The organism is Agrobacterium sp. 22094, from assembly GCF_052046015.1.
Lineage (GTDB): Bacteria > Pseudomonadota > Alphaproteobacteria > Rhizobiales > Rhizobiaceae > Agrobacterium > Agrobacterium cavarae.
Window position 1 is genome coordinate 93,340 of record NZ_JBQEPX010000008.1, and the last position, 21,327, is coordinate 114,666.

The 21,327-nt window shown below is 57.9% G+C and carries 22 protein-coding genes; 14 read left to right on the plus strand and 8 right to left on the minus strand.

Annotation, left to right across the window (positions count from 1 at the left end; translation table 11 throughout):
• The first annotated feature begins 399 nt into the window (after positions 1-399).
• Both ACTJK5_RS22440 and ACTJK5_RS22445 read left to right on the plus strand, forming a co-directional pair.
• Positions 400-1,434, plus strand: a complete 1,035-nt coding sequence (locus tag ACTJK5_RS22440; protein WP_440598742.1) for an aspartate-semialdehyde dehydrogenase — start codon at positions 400-402, stop codon at positions 1,432-1,434.
• Positions 1,435-1,699: 265 nt separating this feature from the next.
• Positions 1,700-2,515 carry a lytic murein transglycosylase gene (locus ACTJK5_RS22445; RefSeq protein WP_062423535.1) on the plus strand — a complete coding sequence of 272 codons (816 nt, stop codon included), beginning with the start codon at positions 1,700-1,702 and terminating at the stop codon, positions 2,513-2,515.
• Between the two features lie 124 nt (positions 2,516-2,639).
• Here ACTJK5_RS22445 and ACTJK5_RS22450 read toward each other — a convergent pair whose 3' ends face one another.
• The 3 genes from ACTJK5_RS22450 to ACTJK5_RS22460 form a co-directional block, all read right to left on the minus strand.
• Positions 2,640-3,281: a carbonic anhydrase gene (locus tag ACTJK5_RS22450; protein ID WP_062443513.1), complete on the minus strand. Its 642-nt coding sequence runs from the start codon at positions 3,279-3,281 to the stop codon at positions 2,640-2,642.
• Positions 3,282-3,347: 66 nt separating this feature from the next.
• A complete protein-coding gene (pdxY, locus tag ACTJK5_RS22455) occupies positions 3,348-4,223 on the minus strand; it encodes a pyridoxal kinase PdxY (RefSeq protein WP_440613273.1) in 876 nt (291 codons plus the stop codon).
• A gap of 242 nt (positions 4,224-4,465) precedes the next feature.
• The gene (locus tag ACTJK5_RS22460; protein ID WP_440598740.1) at positions 4,466-5,656 is read right to left on the minus strand and encodes a hypothetical protein; all 1,191 of its coding nucleotides are present in this window, start codon (positions 5,654-5,656) and stop codon (positions 4,466-4,468) included.
• A gap of 225 nt (positions 5,657-5,881) precedes the next feature.
• Between ACTJK5_RS22460 and parC the strand changes: the two genes are divergently transcribed.
• The gene (parC, locus tag ACTJK5_RS22465) at positions 5,882-8,137 is read left to right on the plus strand and encodes a DNA topoisomerase IV subunit A (protein ID WP_062423532.1); all 2,256 of its coding nucleotides are present in this window, start codon (positions 5,882-5,884) and stop codon (positions 8,135-8,137) included.
• 42 nt (positions 8,138-8,179) lie between these two features.
• Here parC and ACTJK5_RS22470 read toward each other — a convergent pair whose 3' ends face one another.
• From ACTJK5_RS22470 to hemB, 5 genes are all read right to left on the minus strand, one after another.
• Positions 8,180-8,566 carry a type II toxin-antitoxin system death-on-curing family toxin gene (locus tag ACTJK5_RS22470; protein WP_113267601.1) on the minus strand — a complete coding sequence of 129 codons (387 nt, stop codon included), beginning with the start codon at positions 8,564-8,566 and terminating at the stop codon, positions 8,180-8,182.
• Entirely contained in the window at positions 8,563-8,784 is a 222-nt protein-coding gene (locus tag ACTJK5_RS22475) for an AbrB/MazE/SpoVT family DNA-binding domain-containing protein (RefSeq protein WP_113273661.1), read from the minus strand. Before ACTJK5_RS22475 ends, ACTJK5_RS22470 begins: the two co-directional genes overlap by 4 nt.
• Before the next feature lie 60 nt (positions 8,785-8,844).
• Positions 8,845-9,603, minus strand: a complete 759-nt coding sequence (locus ACTJK5_RS22480) for an arginyltransferase (protein ID WP_112359327.1) — start codon at positions 9,601-9,603, stop codon at positions 8,845-8,847.
• A gap of 136 nt (positions 9,604-9,739) precedes the next feature.
• Positions 9,740-10,198, minus strand: a complete 459-nt coding sequence (locus tag ACTJK5_RS22485; protein WP_440598739.1) for an RDD family protein — start codon at positions 10,196-10,198, stop codon at positions 9,740-9,742.
• Between the two features lie 64 nt (positions 10,199-10,262).
• Positions 10,263-11,276 (minus strand): porphobilinogen synthase, encoded by a 1,014-nt coding sequence (gene hemB, locus ACTJK5_RS22490; protein ID WP_440598738.1) that lies wholly within the window; start codon positions 11,274-11,276, stop codon positions 10,263-10,265.
• 335 nt (positions 11,277-11,611) lie between these two features.
• On the opposite strand from hemB, the gene ACTJK5_RS22495 reads away from it, so the two are divergent.
• The 11 genes from ACTJK5_RS22495 (at position 11,612) to ACTJK5_RS22545 (ending at position 21,203) form a co-directional block, all read left to right on the plus strand.
• Positions 11,612-12,049 carry a DUF6163 family protein gene (locus ACTJK5_RS22495; RefSeq protein WP_062444167.1) on the plus strand — a complete coding sequence of 146 codons (438 nt, stop codon included), beginning with the start codon at positions 11,612-11,614 and terminating at the stop codon, positions 12,047-12,049.
• Between the two features lie 233 nt (positions 12,050-12,282).
• On the plus strand, positions 12,283-12,792 hold the full coding sequence (ldtR, locus tag ACTJK5_RS22500) for a transcriptional regulator LdtR (protein ID WP_186330162.1): 510 nt from the start codon (positions 12,283-12,285) through the stop codon (positions 12,790-12,792).
• Between the two features lie 306 nt (positions 12,793-13,098).
• A complete protein-coding gene (locus tag ACTJK5_RS22505) occupies positions 13,099-14,430 on the plus strand; it encodes a L,D-transpeptidase family protein (protein ID WP_440598737.1) in 1,332 nt (443 codons plus the stop codon).
• 187 nt (positions 14,431-14,617) lie between these two features.
• The gene (gene glyA / locus ACTJK5_RS22510) at positions 14,618-15,907 is read left to right on the plus strand and encodes a serine hydroxymethyltransferase (RefSeq protein WP_440598736.1); all 1,290 of its coding nucleotides are present in this window, start codon (positions 14,618-14,620) and stop codon (positions 15,905-15,907) included.
• 12 nt (positions 15,908-15,919) lie between these two features.
• Complete coding sequence (gene nrdR / locus ACTJK5_RS22515; RefSeq protein ID WP_062423522.1) at positions 15,920-16,399, plus strand: transcriptional regulator NrdR; 480 nt, start codon at positions 15,920-15,922, stop codon at positions 16,397-16,399.
• Between the two features lie 4 nt (positions 16,400-16,403).
• Positions 16,404-17,495, plus strand: coding sequence for a bifunctional diaminohydroxyphosphoribosylaminopyrimidine deaminase/5-amino-6-(5-phosphoribosylamino)uracil reductase RibD (gene ribD, locus ACTJK5_RS22520; protein WP_440598735.1), 1,092 nt, complete (start codon positions 16,404-16,406; stop codon positions 17,493-17,495).
• Positions 17,495-18,106, plus strand: a complete 612-nt coding sequence (locus tag ACTJK5_RS22525) for a riboflavin synthase (RefSeq protein ID WP_062443486.1) — start codon at positions 17,495-17,497, stop codon at positions 18,104-18,106. The genes ribD and ACTJK5_RS22525 overlap by 1 nt, the downstream gene beginning before the upstream one ends.
• A 58-nt stretch (positions 18,107-18,164) precedes the next feature.
• Positions 18,165-18,800 carry a LysE family translocator gene (locus tag ACTJK5_RS22530; RefSeq protein WP_440598734.1) on the plus strand — a complete coding sequence of 212 codons (636 nt, stop codon included), beginning with the start codon at positions 18,165-18,167 and terminating at the stop codon, positions 18,798-18,800.
• A gap of 136 nt (positions 18,801-18,936) precedes the next feature.
• Positions 18,937-19,383: a 6,7-dimethyl-8-ribityllumazine synthase gene (gene ribH / locus ACTJK5_RS22535; protein ID WP_062443485.1), complete on the plus strand. Its 447-nt coding sequence runs from the start codon at positions 18,937-18,939 to the stop codon at positions 19,381-19,383.
• A gap of 4 nt (positions 19,384-19,387) precedes the next feature.
• Complete coding sequence (gene nusB / locus ACTJK5_RS22540; RefSeq protein ID WP_062423518.1) at positions 19,388-19,885, plus strand: transcription antitermination factor NusB; 498 nt, start codon at positions 19,388-19,390, stop codon at positions 19,883-19,885.
• A 97-nt stretch (positions 19,886-19,982) separates the two neighbouring features.
• Positions 19,983-21,203 carry an MFS transporter gene (locus ACTJK5_RS22545; protein WP_440598733.1) on the plus strand — a complete coding sequence of 407 codons (1,221 nt, stop codon included), beginning with the start codon at positions 19,983-19,985 and terminating at the stop codon, positions 21,201-21,203.
• The last annotated feature ends 124 nt before the right edge of the window (positions 21,204-21,327 follow it).

Sequence of the window (21,327 nt, forward strand, 5' to 3'; positions counted from 1 at the left end):
TTGAAATGGTGAATGCGGCAACCTGTGCGACAACCAGCTGGCGCGCGCGGCGCTCGGCGCACCGGCATCAATCCGTCATCGAAAAGACGCGAGACCTGTCCGCAAGGCGTTATGTTTGCGCTTGACAGAAAAGACAAACCTCCTAATAGCTTTCGCACGAAAAGGAGCGCACTGTTCATGCGGCATGTCCAGCACATGATTGTCATGCAAAGCCCGGCGGGTTCAGCCGGCGATCCTGCGCGCCTTTCTGGTTCCATCCGAATTACGGCCAAAACGACGATTAAAACCGTCTGACGTCTCTGGCCCGCCGCTCTCTCCCCGGTTTGGCCGGGGAAAGGAAGCCGCAGTTTCGCGGCTCCCCCTCACCAAAAAGAGGAGAGGCAGAAAGAGAGCTTGATCATGGGTTTCAAAGTTGCAATCGCAGGCGCCACCGGCAATGTCGGGCGCGAAATGCTGAACATCCTGGCGGAACGTGGTTTCCCGGCGGATGAAGTTGTTCCTCTGGCTTCCGCACGCAGCCAGGGCACGGAAGTGTCCTATGGCGACCGCACGCTGAAGGTTTCCAATCTCGAGAACTACGATTTTTCCGATACCGATATCTGCCTGATGTCGGCCGGTGGCGATGTATCGAAGAAGTGGTCTCCGAAGATCGGTGCGCAAGGTTGCGTCGTTATCGATAACTCGTCTGCCTGGCGCTACGATCAGGACGTTCCGCTGATCGTTCCGGAAGTCAACGCCGATGCGGTCGAAGGCTTCAGGAAGAAGAACATCATTGCCAACCCGAATTGCTCCACGGCGCAGCTCGTCGTCGCGCTGAAGCCGCTTCACGATGCCGCCAGGATCAAGCGCGTTGTCGTCTCCACCTACCAGTCCGTTTCCGGTGCAGGCAAGGAAGGCATGGACGAGTTGTTCCAGCAGACCCGCGCCGTCTTCGTGGCCGATCCGGTCGAAACCAAGAAGTTCACCAAGCGCATCGCCTTCAACGTCATTCCGCATATCGATGTCTTCATGGAAGACGGTTACACCAAGGAAGAGTGGAAGGTTCTGGCAGAAACCAAGAAGATGCTGGACCCGAAGATCAAGGTGACCTGCACCGCTGTGCGCGTTCCCGTCTTCATCGGCCACTCGGAATCGGTCAATATCGAGTTCGAAAACGAAATCACCGCCGATCAGGCGCGCGACATTCTGCGCGAAGCACCCGGTTGCCTCGTCATCGACAAGCACGAAAATGGCGGCTACATCACGCCGGTCGAGTGCGCTGGTGAAGATGCAACCTATATTTCGCGCATCCGCGAGGACGCAACCGTCGAAAATGGTCTCAATATCTGGGTCGTTTCCGACAACCTGCGCAAGGGTGCGGCACTGAACGCCGTTCAGATCGCCGAACTTCTGATCAACCGTGGTCTGATCAAGCCACGCAAAGCCGCTGCGTGATACGGTTTTTTAACAACTATTAACTATAACCCGTCCGTTACTTTCGAGAATGGGCGGGTTTTCAATCTTCGTGCCTATCACAGCCAGTTCATTTGCTGGTTATGAAGACGAACGGCAATTTGTGCCTCTCAATTCTCGCTAGTGGAATGAATTTGACGTTTGATACCCATCTGCGGTGATCTTGAGGATCAAATGTCACAGTCAGACCATTAGACAGGCGAACATGGCGAGGGGCTGTCCCTCACTCTATCAAAGGCAGATACGGATGCGGGCAATAAAGGCTTTTTCCCTTGGTGCGACGGCAGTTGCGATGCTGGCGGCAACGCCGCTGCAGGCGGCGCAATGCGGCAATACCTCGGCAGGTTTCGGCAACTGGGTGCAATCCTTCAAGCAGGAAGCGGCAAGCCGCGGCGTCAGCCCGGCAGTCCTTGATCGGGCTTTCTCCAACGTCACCTACAACCAGGCGACGATCCGTGCGGACCGTGGTCAGCACAGTTTCAAGCTCTCCTTCGATCAGTTCATGCAAAAGCGCGGTGGCCAGGCCATCATTTCGCGCGGCAAGGCGATGAAGAAGAACAATGCGGCGCTGTTTGCCAATATCGAGCGCGCTTACGGCGTTCCAGCCGGCCCGCTTCTGGCGATCTGGGGCATGGAAACCGGTTTCGGCGGATTCATGGGCAACCAGCACACACTGTCTGCCGTCGCGACGCTGTCTTATGATTGTCGCCGTTCCGACTATTTCACCGAGCAGCTTTACGCAGCCTTGAAGCTGGTGGGTAATGGTTCGCTCAACATCAACGCCAAGGGCGCAGCCCATGGCGAAATCGGCCAGACCCAGTTCCTGCCGCTGAACGTCGTGCGCTATGGCGTCGATTTCGATCGCGATGGTCGCATCGATCTCGTCGGCTCGCGCGCCGATGCCCTTGCCTCGACCGCAAACTTCCTTGCTGGACATGGCTGGCAGCGCGGCGCTGGCTATCAGCCGGGTCAGCCAAGCTTTGCCGCGATCCAGGGCTGGAACGCAGCGACTGTCTATCAGCAGGCGATTGCCTACATTGGCAAGGCGATCGACGGGCAATAATCGCGGTCAAAACCGTTTGTAGAACGGCTGGCGTGACATGATCCTCTACTTAAAGCGCCGTGCGTCCTATTGGACGCACGGCGCTTTACTTTTCTGAATTGACGCACGGTGTTGTAGCCGGGGATCACACTTCCGGACGACGGAAATCGCCGGTCTTGCTGTCCATCACCCACAATTCGCCAGTCGAGATATCGAACCAGGCGCCGTGCAGTTTTACTTTGCCTGCTGTCTCCTGCGCCTTGACGAAGGGGAAGCCACGCAGATTGTGGATGGAATTGCGGATGGAGACGCGCTCAAGCGCCGTCTGCCTTTCGCCAGAGGTCATCACATCATTGCTCTGGATCTGCTCGGCGGCGGATTTGACGAGGTTCATCCATTTGCCGATGAAATCGCCAGGCGAGAGCGACTCGAAATTCGGGTCGAGTGCCGCCTGGATGCCGCCGCAGCGGCCGTGGCCCATGACCACGATGTCCTTCACCTTCAGAACCTGGACAGCATATTCGATGGCAGCCGAGGTTGCGTGATACTGGCCGTCCGGCTCGAAGGGCGGCACCATGTTTGCCACATTGCGCATGACGAACAGCTCACCCGGGCCGCAATCGAAAATCGTTTCGGGCGCCGAGCGGGAGTCGCAACAGGCAATGAACAAGGTCTGCGGTTTCTGACCGCTATCGGCAAGAGTGCGGTATCGGTCGCGTTCACCGGCATAACGGCCGCTCATGAAGTTCTTGTAGCCGTTCAGAAGATAATCTGGAAAATCCTTCATTCGATCTCGCAGTGCCGTTGGTCGCTACAGGGAACGCCTAGTCATGAGGCGCATGAAACTTGACCGCTATTTGCCCTTGCTTCGGGAAGGATGCAAGAGATGGCGCATCTGAACCATCGCCATGGGTGTGGAAAGGCTTGACGCATCTGTTTCGAGCGTGAGCTCGTTGGCGCCGCGCTTCATGGTGCGGGCCAGAATTTCAAAGACGCTGGCGGTTGCCAATTGCAGCGCCTTTTCGTCATCCACGCCTTGAAGCACGCGGGCGAGAAAGACTGCCGCAAGCAGGTCGCCAAGTCCGTTCGGCACGTTTTCGATGGCGCGGTGTTCGGCAAGCAGCGCATGGCGTCCGCTGAGGAACAGATTGCCAATACCGTTTGCCATCATCGGAACAGCGGAGGTAACGAGCATCTTCGGCGGACCGAGCGCAAGGGCCGCATCCATGATCTCGGCATTGGTGTTGAGCTCAGCACCGCTCATCCAGGCCAGTTCATAGCGATTGGGCGTGGAAACCGTCGCAAGTGATACAAGCTCGTCGCGGATCGCTTCGGCGGTTTCGATCGGGACATAAAGCCCGCCCTTGTCTCCCATAACAGGGTCGCAGACATAGATCAGATCGGGGTTGTTTTCTCTCAATGTACGGATCAAACGCGCGACCGAGCGCACCTGGTCGGCGCTGCCGAAATAGCCGGTGAGAACCGCTTTGACTTCTCCACGCCATTTCGATGCGGCCAGATCTCCCATGGCCGCATCGAAGGCCTCGCCATCGAAACGAAGACGGGTGGAGGGGCCTTGGCCGGGATGCCACGGCATCACGATCGTCGGCACAGCCCAGACAGGAAAGCCGAGCGTCTCCAGGCCGAAGACGGCAGCCCGATTGCCCACCGAGCCGCGCATGACATGGCTGGAAATGACGATAACGGAGCCGCTGATATTGTCTTGCACGAATGTCATTCCTTCATTGAAGGATTGGAGAGGCACACACTCTCTCACCCTAAGCAGAGGTATCGAAGTTTTTTAGGTTTTAGAGGGAGCGACATAGGGGCGCAAGGTCAGGACGTTTGGGATGGTTTCGAAGAAACGGATGACCCCAGGCTTTGCTGGTTTAGGCGCTGTCGAGGTCTCGCTTGCTAACCTGCTTGGCAGGAAAAAGCCCCGAACGATTGATCCGGGGCTTGTTGAAGAGACTATTGGTTGGCGGTGACGGTGACGCCCAGAACGCTCGGGATCGTGTTCGGCGCCCCCATTGCCGCGCCCATGATCATCGGGAAGGGAACGGGCTTTGCTGGCGCTGCCGAGATCGTGAAGTTCTTCGGGTCGTCGACATAGGTGTTCACAGCCGCAGATACGGCGTTCTGCAGTTCCGGAATGTTGAGTTGTGCGATCATCATGGGCGCCATGCCCTTGATCATCTGCGAGAGCTGCTCGCTCGTCGTGCCCTGCTCCTTGGCGGCGTAATCGATACCGCGCTTGGTAATGCCGGCATCATCAAAGCTGATCTTGGCATTGTTGAAGGTCAGCTGCTGCATGAGACCAAGCATGGCAAGGCCGAAGGCCTGATCTGCCTGTTCCTTGTTGGGGTTGGCTTCCTGCGCCTTGACGGCATCCTGCATCGACTTGATGAAAGCCATCGTATAGCCGGAGATGCTGAAGCTCATATCCAGGCGACCGACATTCTCGACGTCGATCGAGTATTCGTCGACATTTATCGTGCCGGGTGCAACTTCCCAAGAGCCGTTGACGTTGAGGTCGCCGCTCAGAGATTTAAGCTGAAGCGCGTCGATCGCCTCTTTCGACTTCGGATCGGTGACGCCGCTCAGATCGCCCTTGAAGCCCTCTGCCGTGAGATCGAAGCTGAGCGTGCCGCCATCTTCGCTCTTGGTCATCGTGGCATTGCTCTCGGCTATGGAGAACGCTTCCTTGCCATCGATCTTGACGGAGGCCGGGCCGGTATGGGCTTCATCGTAAAACAGCATGGCATCGACTGTATTTGCCGTCGCATCTGCTGGAACAACGACGCCGGTCATGTAGAGGTCGTCGATGGTGATCGCTACCTTTTCCTTGGCGTAGTTGACGTTCTCGAAGCTCATCTTCTCAATGGTGTAGCCGCCATTGTCTTCTTCGACGCCTTCGAGCGTGACGTTGCCAATCGGAAACTGCTGTGCCGGGTCCATGCCGCTGCCAATTACGACGCCGGACAGCGTGACATTGTCGCCGTTGGTGGCGACGGACTTGGCTGTGATTTCTGCGCCCTGCACGTGGTAGGCAGCATTCATTTTCTTCAGCACATCGGCGCCATCCAGGGCGAAAGCCGGAGACGCAAATGCCAGTACGGCTGCGCTGGCAAACAGGAAATTCCGTGTGGTTTCAAGTCTCATTCTGTCTCTTCCCTTAAGGCGCGAACATCCGCAACAAGAATAGGCACATCACGCGTCCACATATGCAGCACGAGCGCGATTGACCGAAGTGGTACTGTGCAACGAATGGCTGAATTGCGGCACAAAAACAAGATTGCATAAAAATATAGGCTTAACGCTTGTCATCCACAGCGCAGAAAGCCCGGATTTCTTGCCGTAACCGCCTATTTCCGATAGGCAGTCGCCATGGGAAAAAATCTTAATCCGCCATCGGGCGGAGACGACGATCATATTGTGCCGGTCGATTTGAAGGCGGCGCTCGAAGAGCGTTACCTCGCCTATGCGCTATCGACCATCATGCATCGCGCGCTTCCGGATGTTCGTGACGGATTGAAGCCGGTTCATCGACGCATCGTGCATGCCATGAGCGAGATGGGTATTCGTCCCAATTCCGCGTTCAAGAAATGCGCCCGTATCGTCGGCGATGTCATGGGTAAATTCCACCCGCATGGCGATGCGTCGATCTACGATGCGCTCGTGCGACTTTCGCAGGATTTTGCCATTCGCTACCCGCTGGTCGATGGCCAGGGTAACTTTGGCAACATCGACGGCGATGGCGCAGCTGCCATGCGTTACACCGAAGCGCGTATGACCGATGTCGCGGCTCTGCTTCTGGAAGGCATCGAGCAGGACGCAGTCGATTTTCGCCCCACCTACAACGAGGAAGACGAAGAGCCGGTGGTCATGCCCGGCGCGTTTCCAAACCTGCTGGCCAATGGCTCCTCCGGCATTGCAGTCGGCATGGCGACATCCATCCCGCCGCACAATGCCCATGAAATCTGCGACGCGGCTCTTCATCTGATCAAGCATCCGGATGCGAGCGTCGAGAAGCTTTTGGAATTCATTCCCGGTCCCGATCTGCCGACAGGCGGCATCATCATCGAAAGCCGCGAGAATATTCTCGAGGCCTACAAGACCGGTCGTGGCGGTTTCCGCGTCCGTGCCAAATGGGAAACGGAAGATCTCGGCCGTGGCGGTTACCAGATCGTCATTACCGAAATTCCGTTCCAGGTGCAGAAGTCGCGGCTGATAGAAAAGATCGCCGAACTGCTGCTGGCCCGCAGGCTGCCGCTTCTGGAAGACGTGCGCGACGAGTCCGCTGAAGACGTTCGTATCGTTCTGGTGCCGAAAAACCGCACGGTGGACGCGACGCTGCTGATGGAATCGCTTTTCCGCCTGTCGGATTTGGAAAGCCGTATTCCGCTGAACATGAACGTGCTGTCGCTTGGCCGCGTGCCAAAGGTGATGGCGCTGAACGAGGTGCTGACCGAGTGGCTGGCGCACCGCAAGGAAGTTCTGGTTCGCCGCTCGAAATTCCGCCTGGCGGCAATTGATCGCCGCCTGGAAATCCTCGGCGGCCTGCTCATTGCCTATCTCAACATCGATGAGATCATCCGCATCATCCGTGAAGAGGATGAGCCGAAGCCAGTGATGATGGCGCGGTTCGGGCTGACCGACAATCAGGCCGAAGCCATTCTTAACATGCGTCTTCGCTCTTTGCGCAAGCTGGAAGAATTCGAAATCCGTACGGAATTCGACGAACTCAGCAAGGAAAAGGGCGAGATCGAATCCCTCTTGGCATCCGACGAGAAACAGTGGCAGGCGGTTTCCTGGGAGATCGGTGAGGTCAAGAAGAAATACGCCAAGGCAACCGAGCTTGGCCGCCGCCGCACGCAGTTTGCCGATGCGCCGAATGCCGATGTCGAAGCCATCCAGCAGGCGATGATCGAGAAGGAACCGGTGACGATCGTCATCTCGCAGAAGGGCTGGATCAGGGCGTTGAAGGGCCATATGTCCGATACGTCGAGCCTGACCTTCAAGGAAGGCGACGGGCCGAAGCTGGCCTTCCCGGCGCAGACGACAGACAAGCTGCTTCTCGTAACCACCGGCGGCAAGGTCTATACGCTCGGCGCCGACAAGCTGCCTGGCGGCCGCGGGCACGGCGAGCCGGTACGCATCATGGTGGATATGGAGAATGATCAGGACATCCTGACCGCCTTTGTCCACGATGCATCCCGCAAGCTGCTGATCGTCTCGACCGGCGGCAATGGCTTTGTCATCCCGGAAACGGAAATGGTCGCCAACACCCGCAAGGGCAAGCAGATCATGAACGTCTCCATGCCGGATGAAACCAAGCTCGTGGTACCCGTCATCGGCGATCACGTCGCTGTCGTCGGCGAAAACCGCAAGATGCTGACCTTCCCATTGTCGCAAGTGCCGGAAATGTCGCGCGGAAAGGGTGTCCGCCTGCAGCGTTACAAGGATGGCGGCGTGTCGGATGTGAAGTGCTTCGCGATCGCGACCGGTCTGTCTTGGGAGGACAGCGCTGGGCGCTCCTTCTCCAAGGTCGGTGACGAGCTGCTTGAATGGATGGGCGATCGGGCTGGTGTCGGCCGCAGCGTTCCAAAGGGCTTCCCGCGCAGTGGTAAGTTCGGCGGCTAAAGTTGATAAATGACAGCTTCCGGGGACGGAAGCTGTCATCGATTAGCGGAATGCTAAGGTGTGATCCTTGAAGAAAGCGGTAATGCCCTCTTCGTCTATTTCACCCGCCGCCACGGCCAGAACGAATTCTATGACGGTGCTTTGATCGGCGACAATTTCGTAGCCATTGATCAGTAAGAACGTATAGGCAGCGAGAAAGCCGGTGCGCTTATTTCCATCAGAAAAAGGGTGGTTGCGAGCAATACCGAAGAGATATGCCGCAGCGAGCGCCATTAAATTCTCTTCGCCATACACCGCTTTGTTGACAGGGCGCGCCAGCGCCGCTTCAAGTGCGTTGTCATCCTTTAATCCAGGCAGACCACCATGTGCTTCGATCTGCTCCTGATGAATGATGGTTATGGCTGCTTTGGAGAGCCACTTGATTGTCACTTAGCAAGCTCCCGAAGGGCAACCTTGTACTTTTCCATGCCGCGACGAGCGGCTGCCAGTTGCTCTTGAAGATCAGATTGTTCTGGGACGAGCTCCAATTTCTGCCCGTCTTCACTCAACGTTAGGACATCACCAGCCCTGACGCCAAGGCGATCCAGAACTTCTTTGGGAATAATTATTCCTTCCGAATTGCCAATCTTGCGAACCGTCACATTCATCTTAAACACTCCGTTATAACGCTGTTATAACACAGTGTGACAGATGCGGCAATTGCAGGGTCAAACGGTTTCTGGCGTGTATAATTCCCAGCCGCGCGGCGTCAGATGCTCTTGGGGATGATACCGCGTCTTGTATCCCATCTTGTCCGAGCCATCGACCCAGTAGCCCAAATAGACATGAGGCAGACCAAGCGTGCGGGTGCGGGCAATGTGATCGAGGATCATGAAGGTGCCAAGCGAGCGCTTCTCAAGATCGGGATTGAAGAAGGAATAGACCATGGAGAGGCCGTCGCTCATCATGTCTGTGAGCGCAACAGCGATCAACTCTCCGCGTTTGCTGTCGTCGATACTCGCACCCGGCTCTCGCTTTCGATACTCGATGATGCGCGTGTTGACATGGGTGTCTTCCACCATCACCGCGTAATCGAGCGCCGACATATCCGACATGCCGCCTGATGTATGACGCCGATCGAGGTAGCGTCGAAAGAGCGAGAATTGTTCGGTGGACGGTTCGGCCCGGTGAACGGTCGCCACGAGATCGTCATTCGTCGCCATTATTCGCCGCATCGATTTCGTTGGCGTGAAGCCATCGGCCAGGATTCTGACGGAGACGCAGGCACGGCAATTCTCGCAGGCAGGACGATAGGCGATGTTTTGAGAACGACGAAACCCGCCCTGCGTCAGCAGGTCGTTCATCTCGGGCGCGCGAGGCCCCACCAGATGCGTAAAAACCTTCCGTTCCAACTGGTTCGGAAGGTAGGGGCAAGTGGCCGGTGCGGTGAGATAAAATTGCGGAGAAGGCGTCGTCTGCGTGTTCATCGAACCCAATCGCTCCCTTCGCAAGCCAACCTTCTATGTCAGAATGACAAAAAGGTGGAAAACGTCAACTCTCGAAGAGACCTGTCAATAAAATTGAAGCCGCTGGAGCGGCTTCAATACGTTTCGCTCTGAATTCCTAGCGGGTTCTGATCGTCACTGTTCCCAGAAGGAAGTCGTGGACCAGTCTCGATCGCTCGGTAAACAGGCCTGCCAGTAGGATAAGCGGCGTAAGGATCGAGTTGATGATCCAGAAGAGCGCGATGTGAGCTGTCGAGATCAGGAAGTCGATTCGACGGCCGTCAAGGCGCGCCATCTGAATGCCGGCAACACGCATGCCGGGGGTGGCCTGCGCGGTGCTGCCAAGCGTCATGCCGAAATAGAGAATGGCGACGATGAAGAACAGCGCAGGAAAGAGCATGAAGCCAAAGCCGAGCGTCAGGATGCCGAGAAAGAACACGATCACGGCTGCCGGAATGCACAGCAGAAGCACCATCACATAGTCGATGATGAACGCCACGACGCGACGGCTCAGCACACCCTCATAGGCGCGCCAGTCCTCGGTCGGAACGTAGGTCGGGTTCGGGTTGAAGCTCATCGGCGGTTTCTCCTTTTCAGCAAAGATATGGTGTGGACCGCCGCAAATGCAATGAGCCCGCTCCTCAGCCCTTTGCAAGCTTTGTTGCCACGTCGACGGCGAAGTAGGTGAGGATTCCATCGCAACCGGCCCGCTTGAAGCAGAGCAGAGTTTCCATCATCACCCGGTCGCCATCGATCCAGCCATTCATCGCCGCCGCCTTGATCTGCGCATACTCGCCCGAGACCTGATAGGCGAAGGTCGGAAGGCCGAAAGCATCCTTCAGCCGCCAACAGATGTCGAGATAGGGAAGGCCTGGCTTCACCATCAGCATGTCGGCGCCTTCTTCCACGTCGAGAGCGGCATCCCGCATCGCCTCGGTGCCGTTCGCCGGGCTGATGTAATAGCTGTTCTTGTCGCCCTTCAGCAGGCCACTGGTGGAAATCGCCTCGCGATAGGGTCCGTAGAAACCCGAGGAGAATTTCGTCGCATAGGCCATGATACCGACGCCCTGGTGGCCGGCCGCATCAAGCCCACGGCGGATCGCGCCGATCCGGCCGTCCATCATTTCGGAAGGCGCGATGATATCCGCACCCGCATCCGCCTGCATCACGGCGGCTCTCACCACCTGATCGACCGTTTCGTCATTGACGATATCGTCGCCGCGCAGGATCCCGTCATGCCCGTGGCTGGTGAAGGGATCGAGCGCTACATCGGTGATCACGCCGATATTGGGAACTGCCCTCTTGATCGCCGCCGTGGCCTGGTTGATCAGGTTGTTGGCTTCCAGCACCTGCGATCCTGTCTCGTCTCGCAGTTCCATTGCAATATTGGGGAATGTCGCAAGGGCAGGGATGCCGAGATCGGCCGCTTCCTTGGCTGCTTCGACCAGCTTGTCGACGCTCATGCGATTGACGCCGGGCATTGAGGGGATGGGATCGACGATGTTCGTACCGGGAACGACGAAGACCGGCCAGATCAGATCATCAACCGTCAGCTGGTTCTCGCGCACGAGCCGGCGTGTCCAGTCGGCCTTGCGGATGCGCCGCATGCGGCGGTGGCCAGTAATGTGATCTACCAAATGGGTCTTGTCGGTCATGTCTTTTCCTTAAAAGCCTGTCCGGTGGATCTGGTTCCTCGGTCATGCTCTCTTATGATGTTTCCGTCTGAATATTAGAAGCTGCGCGTAAATGTGGCTTCGATAGAACGCCAGAGTGTAATGATGGCATAACATAAGAGAAGTGGTATGCGAATGCGACGGTCTGACCCACGGCCAGCTCGAAAATCCTGAGCGCTTTTAGATGCGGGGGATGCGCCATGTCCTGACGTTTGAGCGCCGTAAAAGAAGTACTGCGGGGCGTGCGGCTCAAGTGGGCTGTGACCTCCCGCAATTATCCATTGGCAGGAGCCACGCCAGAAACGTATCTTCGCGCCATGGAACCTGATTCTCCACCGCACCCGAAGCTGCCTTTGACGGAAATCCTCTACTTTGTCTTTCTCAGACTGGTGGCGGCTTCCTGTTTCTGGTTCGGACTGCAGTACTGGGCCATGCTGACGGGTTATACGCTGAGCGGCCACGCGCGCTTCGATATGCTCAATCTTCCCTGGCGGGTTGCGGGTACCGGGTTGGCCGTCGTCTTTCCGGTGGCTGCCCTTGGACTGTGGCTTGGCGTATCGTGGGGCGCCGTCATCTGGGTTATCGGCGCGGGTGCGCAGATCGCCATGTACAAGGTGTGGCCCAATATCTTCGGCAGCAACACGCTGGTCCCGGTCATGCACTGCATCGTGGCAACTGTTTATATACTATTCCAGGTCGCTTTCTGGCTGGATGCGCGCCAAAATGACGAGCGCGCAAGGATTGATTCACCATAATGATAAAGCTCTTGCGGCCTGTTTTTCCGGAAATTTATTGGCTAAGCTATTGATTTAATTGGCGCTGATAATTCCGTGCCGCTGCCCGCCGCTCCTCAGCCCCTGGGCGCCAACATCCGGTAACCACTCGTTAATGATGCATTTTAAGTAGAATTTTATGCGCATTGCTTAGGTTTGCTCTCAAGGCGGGAAACAAAATCAACACCGCCAAACAAAACAGTGAGGCAGTCATGATCAATAGCAAAGCAAAGCCACAGGCAGTTGTAACCGACGTACAGGAAGAAGCCATCCGTTCGCTCTACATGGAGTCCCTCCATCTCGTCGAACGCCTGCACCGCCGCCTTCTCGATGTCATCAAGGACGAGTTCGACCGTCAGGGTCGCGACGACGTCAACGCCGTCCAGGCACTCCTGCTCTTCAACATCGGCACCTCGGAACTGACCGCTGGCGAACTTCGCTCGCGTGGTTACTATCTCGGCTCAAACGTTTCCTACAACGTCAAGAAGCTGGTCGACCTCGGCTTCATCAACCACCAGCGCTCGCGCATCGACCGCCGCTCGGTCCGCATTTCTCTGACCGATAAGGGTCAGGACATCGCCGAAACGGTCGCTCGCCTCTATGAGCGTCACATCGGCTCGATCGAAAAGGTCGGCGGCATCGGCACCGGTGAATTCGCCGAAATGAACAAGCTGCTGCAGCGCCTGGATCGCTTCTGGAACGACTCGATCGCTTATCGCCTCTAAGGGCAGCGCCATCCATTTTTGCAAAGCTGGATGCCAAAACGCGTCCGGCTTGTTGCATTTTTGTGCGGGTCACGCCGAAAAGGCCCGGCGACACAGCTTCGTGAGCAGTGTCAAGGTGACACGAATTGGCCATATTGGTATGGGACCGCCAGAGCGAGGGAGCCGGCGGTCTCTTCCATCATCGCATGATGCGTCAGTTTTGATTTCGCATGAAGTATTTCCTGCCGGCAGGCGTCCGAAAACGTTTGTTAATCATGTTGTTCTAGGCATCCATAAGGTTGCCTGACGAAATGGCTGGTAGGTAGAATGACTAAGAAATCCGTGCCCGAATTGCTCTCTCGCCGCGCCATGCTGCGCTCCGCCGTTTCGCTCGGTGCTGTCGCGGTGGCAGCACCTGCGCTGGCGCAGGATGCGTTCAACGATCTGATTGGATCCTCGCGTCGCGGCAATTGGGACGATCAGTTCGACGCGAACTCCTCGCGCTCGGCCGTTGGCGTCGTTTCCAACAACCCGGTTCTTGGCCCTGAAGCCCCCACCTATATGCAGCAGGCGATCATGCAGTATCAGCAGATCGTCTCCAATGGTGGCTGGCCGGAAGTGCCGCCAAGCCAGCAGCGTCTGCAGATCGGCGTCAGCGATCCGTCCGTTCAGGCACTTCGTCAGCGTCTAATGATTTCGGGCGATCTTCCGCGTGAAGCCGGCATTTCCAGCGCTTTCGATTCCTACGTCGATGGTGCGTTGAAGCGCTTCCAGGCACGCCATGGCCTTCCAGCAGATGGCGTGATCGGCGAATATACGCTGAAAGCGCTGAACGTTTCGGCGCAGCTGCGCATGGCACAGCTGCAGACCAACCTCATCCGCATCCAGACGATGGCGGGCGATCTCGGCCAGCGCCACGTGATGGTGAACATTCCGGCAGCCTCCATCGAGGCGGTGGAAAACAACCGCGTGGTTCTGCGCAACACGGCTGTTGTCGGCCGCGCCAGCCGACCGACGCACATCATCAACTCGAAGATCTACGAAATCATTCTCAACCCATACTGGACGGCTCCGCGCTCGATCGTCGAAAAGGACATCGTTCCGCTGATGCAGAAGGACCCGACCTATCTGGAGCGCAACAACATCCGCCTGTTGGATGGCCGTGGCCAGGAAGTGTCTCCGCAGACAGTGGACTGGTTCGCGCCCAAGGCACCGAACCTGATGTTCCGTCAGGACCCCGGCAAGAACAACGCCATGTCCTCGACCAAGATCAATTTCCACAACCCGAACAACGAATACATGCATGACACGCCCCAGCAGGGCCTGTTCAACAAGCTGATGCGCTTTGAATCCTCCGGCTGCGTGCGCGTTCAGAACGTGCGCGACCTGACGACCTGGATGCTGCGTGACACGCCCGGCTGGTCGCGTCAGGAAATCGAGCGCGTCATTGCAAGCCGCGTCAACACGCCGATCAAACTCTCGACCGAAATCCCGGTCTATTTTGTCTACATCACCGCATGGTCGGCAAAGGATGGCGTCGTGCAGTTCCGTGACGATATCTACGGCAATGACGGCAATGCCGAATTGGCGCTCAATACGACGAACACGCAGGAGCAGCCATCCGGCTCCATCGGCGAGGATCTGTTGCCGCGCAACTGATTGCTGTTCAGACAGACAAGAAAAGCCGCGCCCCACCGGACGCGGCTTTTTTCTTTGTTCGTGTCGCGCATTTTGCATTTTTTACGCGCGACGTCGCAGTTTGACGGTCAAATCTCGCTGCGCTTATTGCTCTTATACGGGTGGGGCGCTAAGACGCCATCGCATTACTGTTTCAGGAGCCTTCATCATGTCGAACACAGATGCCTTCTTCTCCAAGCCGCTTGCCGAAATCGATCCGGATATCTTTGGCGCGATCGAGAAGGAGCTGGGTCGCCAGCGTCACGAGATCGAGCTGATTGCCTCGGAAAACATCGTGTCCCGCGCCGTGCTCGAAGCCCAGGGCTCGATCATGACCAACAAGTATGCTGAAGGCTATCCGGGCAAGCGCTATTATGGCGGCTGCCAGTTCGTCGATATTGCCGAGGAGCTTGCCATCGACCGCGCCAAGAAGCTGTTCGGCGTCAACTTTGCCAACGTTCAGCCAAACTCTGGTTCGCAGATGAACCAGGCCGTTTTCCTCGCGCTCTTGCAGCCGGGCGATACGTTCATGGGTCTCGACCTGAATTCGGGAGGTCACTTGACCCACGGGTCTCCGGTCAACATGTCCGGTAAATGGTTCAACGTCGTCTCCTATGGCGTTCGTGAAGGCGACAACCTGCTCGACATGGACGAAGTGGAACGCAAGGCCAAGGAAACCAAGCCGAAGCTCATTCTGGCTGGCGGCACGGCCTATTCCCGCGTTTGGGACTGGAAGCGCTTCCGCGAGATCGCCGACGAAGTCGGTGCCTACCTGATGGTCGACATGGCACACATTGCAGGCCTCGTTGCCGGTGGCCAGCATCCGTCGCCATTCCCGCATGCGCATGTGGCAACCACCACCACCCACAAGTCTCTGCGCGGCCCGCGCGGCGGCATGATCCTGACGAATGACGAAGATTTGGCGAAGAAGTTCAACTCCGCCGTCTTCCCTGGTCTCCAGGGCGGTCCGCTGATGCACGTCATCGCTGCCAAGGCTGTCGCCTTCGGCGAAGCGCTGAAGCCGGAGTTCAAGGATTACGCAGCCCAGGTCGTCAAGAACGCCAAGGTTCTGTCGGAAACGCTGATCGAAGGCGGCGTCGACGTCGTGTCCGGCGGCACGGACAACCACCTGATGCTGGTCGACCTCCGCAAGAAGAACGCCACCGGCAAACGGGCGGAAGCGGCACTCGGTCGTGCCTACATCACCTGCAACAAGAACGGCATTCCTTTCGATCCGGAAAAGCCTTTCGTTACCTCCGGTATCCGCCTCGGCACGCCGGCTGGTACGACCCGCGGCTTCAAGGAAGCCGAGTTCCGCGAAATCGGCAAGCTGATCGTGGAAGTTCTCGATGGTCTGAAGGTTGCCAATTCCGATGAAGGCAATGCCTCCGTGGAATCAGCGGTACGCGAGAAGGTCGTCTCTCTGACTGATCGCTTCCCGATGTATCCCTACATGTAAGAAGGCGATAGGATGCGCTGCCCTTTCTGCGGTTCTGAAGACACTCAGGTCAAGGACTCACGTCCGGCGGAGGATAATACCTCCATCCGCCGGCGGCGCATCTGCCCGGATTGCGGCGGCCGCTTCACCACCTATGAGCGCGTGCAACTGCGCGAACTCATGGTGATCAAGAAAAGTGGCCGCAAGCTGGCATTCGATCGAGAGAAGCTGGTGCGATCCTTCGAGATCGCGCTACGCAAGCGCCCTGTCGATCGCGATCGTATTGAGCGCGCAGTGTCTGGCATCGTGCGCCGGCTGGAAAGCTCGGGCGAAACGGAAATTGCATCGGAAGAAATCGGCCTGCAGGTGCTGGAAGCGCTGAAGAGTCTCGATGACGTGGCATTCGTCCGCTACGCCTCGGTCTATCGCGATTTTTCCCATGCGGAAGACTTCGAAAACGTCATTGCGGAAATCAACGCCAAGATCGCCCGCGATACAGACTCCGGAACCTGAGACCGTGGCTTCCCAAGCCGAGGACGAGAGATTCATGGCGCGGGCCATCGAGGTTTCGCGGCAGAATACTGGCTTTACCGACACAAATCCTTCCGTTGGATGCGTTCTCGTCAAGGATGGCGTGATCGTCGCCGAAGCCGTAACATCCATTGGCGGCAGGCCGCATGCCGAGCGCAATGCGCTGGACCTTGCCGGTGAAGCGGCGCGTGGCGCAACCGCCTACGTCACGCTCGAGCCCTGCGCCCATTGGGGAAAGACGCCGCCCTGCGCCAACGCACTGGCGCATCATGGCGTCGCCCGCGTCGTCGTCGCCGTGGACGATCCGGACGAACGCGTCTCCGGCCGTGGCTACCAGGTCTTGCGCGATGCGGGGATCGAGGTCCAGACAGGTGTGCTACGAAGGGAAGGCGAGCGAGCGCTTTCAGCCTATCTCACGCGCAAGATCAAGAAGCGCCCCCACGTGATCCTGAAACTCGCGGTCTCTGCCGATGGCATGATTGGCCGAAAGGGCGCTGGCCAGATTGCGATCACGGGATCGGAAGCGCGCCGTGCCGTGCATGAATTGCGTGCCCGCTGCGACGGCATTCTCGTGGGCATCGGTACGGCTGTCGCCGACGATCCAGAGCTCAACGTCCGCATATCGGGAATGGAACAGTATTCGCCCATTCGCTTCGTGCTGGACAGACGACTGGAATTGCCGACCCATTCCAAGCTGGTGAAGACCGCGCGCGATGTTCCGCTTGTCGTCGTGGAGATGCCGAGTTCTGCAGAGGCACGCGATCTTGCGGAGAGGCGCGCTGTGCTGGCATCGGCAGGCGCCGAAGTCCTGAGTGCGAAGAACATTGAGGATCTGCTCCTCATACTCGGTGCACGCGGGCTTTCGGAGCTTCTCGTCGAAGGTGGTGCGGTTGCCGCCAAGGCCTTCCTCGAGGCGGGCTTGGTGGATCGCATCCTGCTGTTCGAAAGCCCGACCGTCATCGGTGCTGGCGGTATTGAAACGCCGATCAAGCGCGCCGATATCCCTGACACCTATTCCCTCGTCGGTGAGACCGTCTACGGTCCCGACCGCTGTTTCGATTATGAAAGGCCGCTTTGATGTTTACGGGTATCGTCACCGATGTTGGAACCGTTTCCGAGCTTCACCCGCTGGCCGAAGGCGTACGTCTGCGCGTCGCCACCAATTACGATCCGAAGACCATCGATATGGGCGCGTCTATTTCCCATGGCGGGGTCTGCCTGACGGTAACGAAACTGCCTGAAGAGGGCAGCAACGAGCGCTGGTATGAGGTCGAAGCCTGGGAAGAAGCGCTCCGCCTCACCACCATATCCGCTTGGGAGAAGGGAACGCGCGTTAATCTCGAGCGCGCCCTGAAAATCGGCGACGAGCTCGGCGGCCATATCGTTTCAGGTCACGTTGATGGCAAGGCCGAAATTCTTGCCGTCGAGCCGGAAGGGGAGGCGGTCCGTATTCGTTTGCGCGCTCCGGAGCATCTGGCGAAGTTCGTTGCGCCCAAAGGCTCGGTGGCGCTGGACGGTACGTCACTGACAGTGAATGCGGTCGACGGTCCGGATTTCGATGTGCTGCTGATCCGCCACACGCTTTCCGTCACCACCTGGGGTGATCGCAAGCCTGGCGATTTCGTCAATTTCGAAGTCGATACCATGGCCCGTTACGCAGCACGGCTTGCGGAATTTCCGTCGAAGTAGGATGCTCCGTCAAAATGATGAAGGCGCTGAGTGAGCGCCAAACTCTGCGGAGCTCACAATGGCGTCTTATGAACTACTTGCGGCATTCCTGGTTACGACGGCTCTGTTTGCCTATGTACCGGGACCTGCGATGCTTTACACGATAGCCCAGACCATGGCGCGGGGCCGCGCTGCCGGCTTGATGGCCGTGCTCGGCATTCACCTTGGCTGTTATGTCCATATCATTGCGGCGGCCGCTGGCCTTTCGGTCCTGTTTCAGGCAGTCCCATGGCTTTATCTCGCGGTGAAGTTCGGCGGTGCTTGCTATCTCATCTGGCTTGGCTTCTCCATGCTCAGAGCCCGGCTCAACGACGAAGCAACGGGCAGCGTCACGATTTCTCAGAAGTCTGCAAAGCGGGCCTTCATCGACAGCATTGTCGTTGAGGTGTTGAACCCGAAGACGGCGTTGTTCTTCCTGGCATTCCTGCCGCAATTCGTCGATCCGGCCGCGGTGTTTCCGATCTGGCTGCAGTTCCTGATCCTCGGCGTTGCCGTCAACATCATCTTCACCTCGGCGGATTTCGTCGTCGTGCTGGTGGCGGGGCTTGCCGCTGGACGGTTGAAGCGGTCGGCTTTGGCGCAAACGGTTGCCCGGCGTGGAGCCGGTGCGATTTTGATGGGGCTCGGTCTCCATCTGGCGTGGCAGAGAAGCTGATCGTAGCCACGAAAACCGGCTCGCGGCATCGCGCACGCGGCAGCATTGCATTAAAAATGCTTGCCAAGCGGGGCCAGCCATGGTTTGACCGCCCCAAAAGCCGGTATGATCCGGCGCAAATTTTCAGGAAACCCCCATGTCCCAGCCCCATCTTCTCATCGTGGAAGCACGCTTTTATGACGATATGGCCGATGCCCTGCTCGATGGCGCAAAGTTCGCGCTCGAAGAGGCTGGCGCCACCTATGACATCATCACTGTTCCAGGCGCGCTGGAGATTCCCTCCGCGATTGCCATGGCGCTTGATGGCGCAGACAATGGCGGCACGGAATATGACGGGTTCGTCGCGCTCGGCATGGTCATCCGCGGTGAAACCTATCACTTCGATATCGTCGCCAATGAATCCTCCCGCGCTATCATGGACCTTACCGTCAGCGAGTCGCTCGCCATCGGCAATGGCATCCTGACCGTCGAAAACGACGAGCAGGCCTGGGCGCGCGTTCGTCGTTCCGACAAGGACAAGGGCGGTTTTGCCGCACGTGCCGCGCTGACGATGATCGAGTTGAAAAAGAAGCTGGGTGGTTGATCGGATGACGAGTGTCGAAAACGGCGCAGAGCCGCGTCAGCCTTCCATCAAGCCCGTCAACCAGCGTGGCGCTGCCCGCCTTGCGGCGGTACAGGCGCTCTACCAGATGGATGTCGGCGGTACCGGCGTCATGGAAGTGGTTGCCGAATATGAGGCGCACCGCCTTGGCAAGGAAGTGGATGGCGAGACCTATCTGAAGGCCGACCCGTCCTGGTTCCGCTCGATCGTTTCAGGCGTCGTGCGCGACCAGACGAAGATCGACCCGCTGGTGCGTTCCGCACTTCAGGAAGACTGGCCGCTGTCGCGTCTCGACACCACCGTTCGCGCCATCCTGCGTGCCGGCGCCTTCGAAATCCTCGAGCGTAAGGACGTTCCTGTTGCGGTGATCGTCACCGAATATGTCGAGATCGCCCGCGCGTTCTTCGAAAATGACGAGCCAAAGCTCGTCAATGCGGTGCTTGATCGTATCGCAAAGCAGGTTCGCGGCGAGACCAAGCGGTAAGTTTCACGCCCTCACTTTTTGATTTCCCGCAAGGCAGGACAGCAAGTCCCGTTATAGTCTTTGCGGGACATACTCCGATTGGGAAGGTGGGGACGATATGAGCGCGGTATCGGTTGCGGGCCTGGAAGGCCAATTGTCTGAGGCCAGGCGCAACGTTTTCCTCCTCACCCTTGCACAGGCCATTCTCGGTTCCGCCGGACCGTTGAGCTTTTCAGTGGGTGCGCTTGCGGGTTATCAACTCCTCGGAGCCGACAAATCCCTGGCGACAGCGCCGCTTACCGGCTTCAACATCGGTGTTGCCCTTGGCGCGGTGGCAGTTGCGCTTGCCGCTCGTTTTCTCGGGCGCAAAGCAGGCTTCATTCTGGGAGCGCTTCTGTGTTCGACCGGCGGCGCGCTGGCTGCCGTCGCACTCTTTCGGATGGATTTCTGGCTCTTCGCGCTCGGCTTGATGCTGATCGGTCTTGCTGGCGGCTTCACTCAGAAAATCCGTTTCGCAGCGGCCGATGCCTCACCCTCCTTCTATAAGCCGAAGGCCATTTCCTGGATTCTGGCCGGCGGGGTTGTCTCTGCTATTGTCGGCCCCCAGCTTGCGATTTTCGGTAAGGATGTTCTTTCACCGGTTACCTTCGCAGGCACATTCATTGCGCTCGTGCCGCTTGGACTTCTGGCGGCTGGGATCTTGTGTTTTCTGAAGCTGCCGGAGGTGAAGCAGACAGTGTCCAGTGCTCCGGCACGGCCGCTCTTCGAGATCGTCGCCACCCGCCGTTTCGTCACCGGCATGATCTGCGGCATCGGCTCCTATGCTCTGATGACCTTCATGATGACAGGCGCGCCGCTTGCCATGGTCATCGGCTGCGGCTTTCCGAGCGAACTGGCAACGCTTGGAATACAGTGGCACGTGCTTGCCATGTTCGGGCCAAGCTTTTTTACCGGTGTCCTGATTACCCGCTTCGGCGCGGAGAAGGTGGTGGCCGCGGGTCTCGTCATACTCATGGCTTGCGCCATCGTCGCCCATGTGGGCGTCGAACTCTGGAACTTCTGGCTGGCACTGATCCTGCTCGGGGCAGGGTGGAACTTCGGATTCATCGGCGCAACCTCGATCGTATCCTCCAGCTACCGGCCGCATGAAGCGGACAAGGTGCAGGGCTTTCACGACATTATCCTCTTCGGCACGGTTGCGGTTTCGTCCTTCTCGTCAGGGCAGGTCTTCACCGCCTGGGGCTGGTCGGTGATGAACCTCGTCATCTGGCCAGTCGCCGGTTTTTGCCTCATCCTTGTGCTGACATTGATTTTCAGCCGGACGCAAAAAGTGGTCTGAATCAGAACCATACGCACCAGCCCGTGATCTTCGGGCTTGACGCGACGCGTCATCGCAACGCAATCTTGCCACCGCAAGCCATTCTTCCCGGGGAGGGGATGAAATGGCTCATCCTGGTGTAAGG